Genomic DNA, 4,991 nt, shown 5'->3' on the forward strand with positions numbered 1-4,991 from the left:
AAAAAAAACATTGTTGAAAAACAGCGTGTTACCTCCCCCCTATAGGACACCAGAGTCCGGGGTAGAGGACTCTGGTGTCCTCTTAGGCCATTTATGTCCGGGAATGTGACAGCCAGCCGAGCGGAGGTAGAGGACTCTGGTGTCCTATGCTGAGGCCATTTATGTCCAAAAACTTGACAAGGGCCGCATTCCTGCCAAATCTGTCCAGAATTTGGAAAAATTCGCCGGATAATAGACAGTGGCAAAGCCTCCCCCCATTCCCGCAAAGCGCCCGCTCGGCACTTGGGTTCAAACTGACCGGGAAGCCCACGAGGCGTGGGCGATACTGGCAAAAAAGCCTGCTGCCAGCGCTGTGATGCACATTCTGTGCGCCAACCTCGGTGAGCATAATGCCGTGGTCATCAGCCAGGACACCATCGCCAAGCTGTGCGGCCTTTCCACACGGTCCGTCAGGCGCGCCATCGTCGATCTGGCCGAAGGCCGCTGGATCGAGGTTCGCCAACTTGGCGCGACCAGCCAGACCAATGCCTATGTCGTCAACGACAGGGTGGCATGGCAGGGATCACGGGACGGGCTGCGCTACAGCCTGTTTAGTGCGGCTGTAGTTGTGTCCGAGGAGGAGCAGCCCGACCGCGCTGAACTCGACCAGCAAGCCCCCCTGCGACACCTGCCACGCATCAGTGAGGGGCAGATACCCGGCGGCCCCGGCCTGCCGCCACCTTCGCAGCCGTTTCTAAAAGACATGGAGCCAGACTTGCCCACCATTGACCGGGCAATATCACCCAAATTTGACCAGCAGGAACAGGGGTGAAAAAGGTGGACAAACTTTCCATACGCGAGGCGGTAAAACACTTCGATGTTTCCCGGCCAACCCTGCAAAAAGCCCTTAAATCTGGCAAGATTTCAGGTGTTCAGGATGGACAAGGAACATGGACAATAGACCCCTCAGAGATGGCAAGGATTTACCAGCCAAGGCAAGTTGAGGTGGTAAAGGATGATGGCAAAGAACATGGAAACTTGTCCACCAAGAACACCCCTTTACATGGTCAAGTTGAGGCTCTGAAAGAGCGGCTTGCAGATGCTGAAAAACGGGTGGCGATAGCCGAGGCACTGGCCGAAGAACGTGGGAAGCACATCGAGGATCTGCGCCGGATGCTGCCTGCACCGGAAGCCAGTCAGTCCCGCCGCCGCTGGTGGCCGTTTTAGGGTCAGCTGCGGACGAAGCGCCTAGGATAGAAAAAGGGGGCCTTCCATCAGAACAACAGGGAACTCGACGCCCGCCCCCATTGCAACAGGGATCAGGTCCAGACGATCCAGCCCCATACGCTTATAGAACGGTTCTGCGTTCAAGCTGGATAGTGCCTGAATCCGAACCGCCCCCGCTGCGCAGGCATCGTTGCTCACTCTCTCGAAAATTGCCCTGCCTATGCCGGTTCCAGATCGCTCAGGTTCAACCGCAAAATGTCTTGCATGAACAAGACCATCTATGATGGTCCCGCCCCCCGGTGGGGCAAAAGTCCAGCCCCCACATCCAACAAGAGAACCGGCATCCTCCGCTACATAGAAAGTTCCAGAGGCCACAAGATCAGGATTCGCCCTAGTCATTGCTGGCAGGGCGCGGGCCAGCACATCTTGCGCATAGGCAGACTGCATCAAGATCGAGTAAGAGCGTCCAATCAGGGCAGCGATCTCCTGCATATCCTTGGTGGTGGCTACGCGCACACACATCATTTTTCCTCCAATTTCCGCATCTTATGTCCTGTAATGTCGCCGAGGCTTCAAACCGTCTATAGGCCAGTCCCGGCCCGCTCGTTCCATTGCGGGCTGTAGGGTCGGGGCTGGCCGGATCAGTGAGTAAGCCCGCCGTCCCGGTCGTGGTCACGGGCTTCCCGCTCCCGCAACAGTTCCTGCTGCCGCTCTTGCTCCTTCAGGCGCTCGGCCTCCTGCACCCGCTGGCGTTCCTCGGCCTCCCGGCTTTCCTGCAACCGCGCTGCCGCCTCGGCCAGCGTCCCCCGGTCGATCCCCTGCGCTGCCTCCCGTAGCCGCTCGGCCAGGCTGCGGGCGGATTCCGGTTCCGGGGTTTGTCCAGGTGCGGCCACGGTATCGGACGCGGTGCGGCTCTGGCGGGCTTCCCATGCCTCACGCAACCGCGCGGCCAGGTCCTGCCTCCCCTCCCGGCCATCCCGATCCGCAGCGCCGGCATAGGCCAAACCCTGCGCCGGCGGCCCGAGGCGATCCACCGCCCGCCCGATCCAGTCCCGCACCTGACCGGCCAGAACCTCCGCCACCCGCGCAACCTCGACCGCCTGCGCTTTGACCTCGCGCCAGACCCGGACGGCCGCGACCTCGATGCCGCGTTCCTTCATCTGCCACGCCCCGGCCGATAGCTGCGGCAGAGGATCCCGGTCCAGCTCCACCGCCCGCACCGTCTGACGCAGCGCCTCGGCCTCGTCGCCGCGATCATGCGCCGCGGTGGCCCGCTCCTGCGCCTCGATCCGCTGCGCCTCTAGCGTCCGGTGGTCGATCCGCTCGTCATGGCCGCATCGCTCAAGGGCGCGGTTGCTGTCCCGCGCCCACGCCTCACGCCATCCTTCCAGCACCTCGACCGCGTTCCAGTCCCGGTTCTTCGCCCCGAACCCCTCGGGGCCGATCTCACGGGTGGTCAGCAGGATATGGGCATGGTGGTTGCGATCATCGCCTTCGCGCCCCGGCGCATGAAGAGCGATGTCAGCCACCATGCCACGGGCCACGAACTCGCGCTGGCAGAACTCGCGCACCAGCTCGACGCGCTGCCCGTGGTCCAGCTCGGCGGGCAGGGCCACCCGGATTTCGCGGGCGACCTGCGAATTCTTCCGGGTCTCTGCCGCCTCGACCGCGTTCCACAACGCCGACCGATCCTGCACCCATGCGGGCGCATTGGCCGGGGCGAGGGTTTCGACGTGATCGACGCCACCGCGCGCACGGTAATCGAAGGTCAGCCCGGTGCGGTGATCCTCGATCCGTTCGCCCACGCGGTAGGCCGCTGCCGCCGTGGCGCTGCGCCCAGCGGAGCGAGAAATCATCGTAGCCCGAAGGTGGTAGATCGCCATTTCCGCGCGCTCTTGCTTGGGGTTCAAAGGGGAATGCAGTTGCCCCTTTGCCCACACAAACGCGCAGCGTTTGTATAAGTGGGCACTTCGTGTTTGACACGCTATCCACTACGCGGCACAAATTCAACGGTTGTAACGAGGAAGGGCGGAAGAATGGCGCGCACCATCGACCAGCAGATTGCAGATGCGCAAGCGAAGCTGGCGCGGCTAAAAACCCGTCAGAAAGCCAGCGACACCCGCCGAAAGATCATCGTCGGCGCCATCGTCACCACCGAGGCACTGAAAGACCCCAAGATTTCCAAATGGCTGGCATCCACCCTACGCAAGAACGCAACCCGGGACGTGGACCAGAAGGAAATCGCCGGACTGCTGGCCGACCTCGATGCCAGGGCGCAAAGCGCCGGGGCGGGTGAGGCATGAGCGGCAACACCGATCCGTTTCTGGTTCTGGTCGATGATATTGGCGCACTGCGCCGCCAGATCGAGAACCTGCAACGCACCAGCCTCGACAGGGACGAGGCCGAACACCTCAACGCGACCATCGCCCAGAGCCTCGACAACATGGCGCAAACCGGAAAGCGGCTGGAACAGCGCCTTGAAGGCCAGCTGCAGCTCGCCACCGCCAAGACCAACCTCGCCGCCATAGAAGCCGCACAGGACGCCGCCAGAGCGGCTATCCGGGAATCCCATGCCGAGATCCTCCAAACGGCCAAGAGCCTCTCACAGGCCGCAGGAGAGGCCCGCAGAGAGGCATGGCGCTGGTTCGGCGGGTTCTGGGTCTGGCTGGCCTCGATCGGGGCCGCAGGGGCGCTTATCGGCGCGCTGGCCGTGTTCTGGCTCCAAGGCCGTGCCGATGCCAAAGCCTTCGGACAGTATCCAAGCATCTACTGCCGAACGGCAGGCGGCGAATTCGCCGATCAGCGGGACGGAAGCCGATACTGCATCTTCATGGTTTCGCCACCGACACAGCCAGCCGGGGAATGACAGCTCACGCGCCGGGCTGGATCGAGACTTTCAGCCCGAGCGCCTTGGCGACCTTCATCACCGTGGACAGCGTAGGGTTGCCATCCCCGGACAGCGCCTTGTTCAGCCCCACCCGGCTCATGCCAACCTCACGGGCCAGCGCGGTCATGTTCCGGGCGCGGGCAACCACCCCAAGGGCGCGGGCAACATAGGCGGGATCGTCGCCGCCATCTTCCATGACCGCTTCGAGATAGGCCGCAATGTCTTCCTCGGTCTTGAGGTAGTCGGCGGAATCATAGCGGGCGAATTTTTCTTCCGGCATCGCTTAGCCCTTCCACTCTGCGGCCAGCACCTTGGCCTGTTTGATGTCTTTGCTCTGCGTGGACTTGTCGCCGCCACAAAGCAGGATCACGAGAACCGGCCCGCGCTGGATGAAATACACCCGGTAGCCCGGCCCGTAGTTGATCCGCAGCTCCGAAACACCCTCTCCGACCGGCTCCACATCGCCGGGGTTCCCCGCCGCAAGGCGGTCCAGTCTGGCAGCGATGCGCGCAACCGCCCTGCGATCCCGCAAACCGGAAAGCCAGGTATCGAAGGTTCCGCTTCGGATTAACTCGATCATTCGACAACTATAGTTATCATGCGGGTGTCTGACAACCAGAGTTATCACTTCCTTGTTTTAAGCAAATCCGAGGCCAGCCACGGGCGTTGCCGGTGCATCATCCCTCCCCCGCACCCCCACCCGTCATGCGCGCACATGCGCGGAATCGTCCACTCAGCCCACAAGGGGCCTCGCGTCCGATGGCAAGCAAAAACTACACAGCCCGTCCGTAGGCGGGGGGTCGCCAGCCCCTTGGAAAGGCGCTCCCCCCCGGCGCGCAAGCGCGCCCGGACTGTGCATTTTTTGCCTGCCTTAAGATCATAAGAAGGGCAAAAAAAA

The 4,991-nt window shown here is 62.4% G+C and carries 8 protein-coding genes; 4 read left to right on the forward strand and 4 right to left on the reverse strand.

Features of this window, described 5'->3' with window-relative positions; genetic code table 11:
* Positions 1-238: 238 nt before the first annotated feature.
* A complete protein-coding gene (locus tag ACFFUC_RS12520) occupies positions 239-811 on the forward strand; it encodes a helix-turn-helix domain-containing protein (RefSeq protein ID WP_240200264.1) in 573 nt (190 codons plus the stop codon).
* Positions 808-1,206 (forward strand): helix-turn-helix domain-containing protein, encoded by a 399-nt coding sequence (locus ACFFUC_RS12525; protein ID WP_205295610.1) that lies wholly within the window; start codon positions 808-810, stop codon positions 1,204-1,206. Before ACFFUC_RS12520 ends, ACFFUC_RS12525 begins: the two co-directional genes overlap by 4 nt.
* Before the next feature lie 21 nt (positions 1,207-1,227).
* Here ACFFUC_RS12525 and ACFFUC_RS12530 read toward each other — a convergent pair whose 3' ends face one another.
* Both ACFFUC_RS12530 and mobQ read right to left on the reverse strand, forming a co-directional pair.
* Complete coding sequence (locus ACFFUC_RS12530; protein ID WP_377686705.1) at positions 1,228-1,698, reverse strand: GNAT family N-acetyltransferase; 471 nt, start codon at positions 1,696-1,698, stop codon at positions 1,228-1,230.
* A 149-nt stretch (positions 1,699-1,847) separates the two neighbouring features.
* Positions 1,848-3,089, reverse strand: coding sequence for a MobQ family relaxase (mobQ, locus tag ACFFUC_RS12535; RefSeq protein ID WP_240200266.1), 1,242 nt, complete (start codon positions 3,087-3,089; stop codon positions 1,848-1,850).
* A gap of 153 nt (positions 3,090-3,242) precedes the next feature.
* Here mobQ and ACFFUC_RS12540 point away from each other — a divergent pair, with 153 nt between their 5' ends.
* Positions 3,243-3,509: a hypothetical protein gene (locus ACFFUC_RS12540; RefSeq protein WP_085787614.1), complete on the forward strand. Its 267-nt coding sequence runs from the start codon at positions 3,243-3,245 to the stop codon at positions 3,507-3,509.
* Positions 3,506-4,072, forward strand: a complete 567-nt coding sequence (locus ACFFUC_RS12545) for a hypothetical protein (protein WP_205295612.1) — start codon at positions 3,506-3,508, stop codon at positions 4,070-4,072. The genes ACFFUC_RS12540 and ACFFUC_RS12545 overlap by 4 nt, the downstream gene beginning before the upstream one ends.
* Positions 4,073-4,076: 4 nt before the next feature.
* On the opposite strand, the gene ACFFUC_RS12550 is transcribed toward ACFFUC_RS12545, so the two are convergent.
* Positions 4,077-4,373, reverse strand: coding sequence for an addiction module antidote protein (locus ACFFUC_RS12550; RefSeq protein WP_085787616.1), 297 nt, complete (start codon positions 4,371-4,373; stop codon positions 4,077-4,079).
* A 3-nt stretch (positions 4,374-4,376) separates the two neighbouring features.
* Positions 4,377-4,673, reverse strand: a complete 297-nt coding sequence (locus tag ACFFUC_RS12555) for a type II toxin-antitoxin system RelE/ParE family toxin (protein ID WP_112313498.1) — start codon at positions 4,671-4,673, stop codon at positions 4,377-4,379.
* Positions 4,674-4,991 lie beyond the last annotated feature (318 nt).

Origin of the sequence: Paracoccus cavernae (genome assembly GCF_042430175.1) — a bacterium.
Taxonomy (GTDB): domain Bacteria; phylum Pseudomonadota; class Alphaproteobacteria; order Rhodobacterales; family Rhodobacteraceae; genus Paracoccus; species Paracoccus cavernae.

Coding starts and splice junctions, on each gene's coding strand:
- ACFFUC_RS12550 (WP_085787616.1), bottom strand. CDS start 4,373: ATGCCGGAAGAAAAATTCGCCCGCTATGATTCCGCCGACTACCTCAAG.
- ACFFUC_RS12530 (WP_377686705.1), bottom strand. CDS start 1,698: ATGCAGGAGATCGCTGCCCTGATTGGACGCTCTTACTCGATCTTGATG.
- ACFFUC_RS12555 (WP_112313498.1), bottom strand. CDS start 4,673: ATGATCGAGTTAATCCGAAGCGGAACCTTCGATACCTGGCTTTCCGGT.
- ACFFUC_RS12545 (WP_205295612.1), top strand. CDS start 3,506: ATGAGCGGCAACACCGATCCGTTTCTGGTTCTGGTCGATGATATTGGC.
- ACFFUC_RS12540 (WP_085787614.1), top strand. CDS start 3,243: ATGGCGCGCACCATCGACCAGCAGATTGCAGATGCGCAAGCGAAGCTG.
- mobQ (WP_240200266.1), bottom strand. CDS start 3,089: ATGGCGATCTACCACCTTCGGGCTACGATGATTTCTCGCTCCGCTGGG.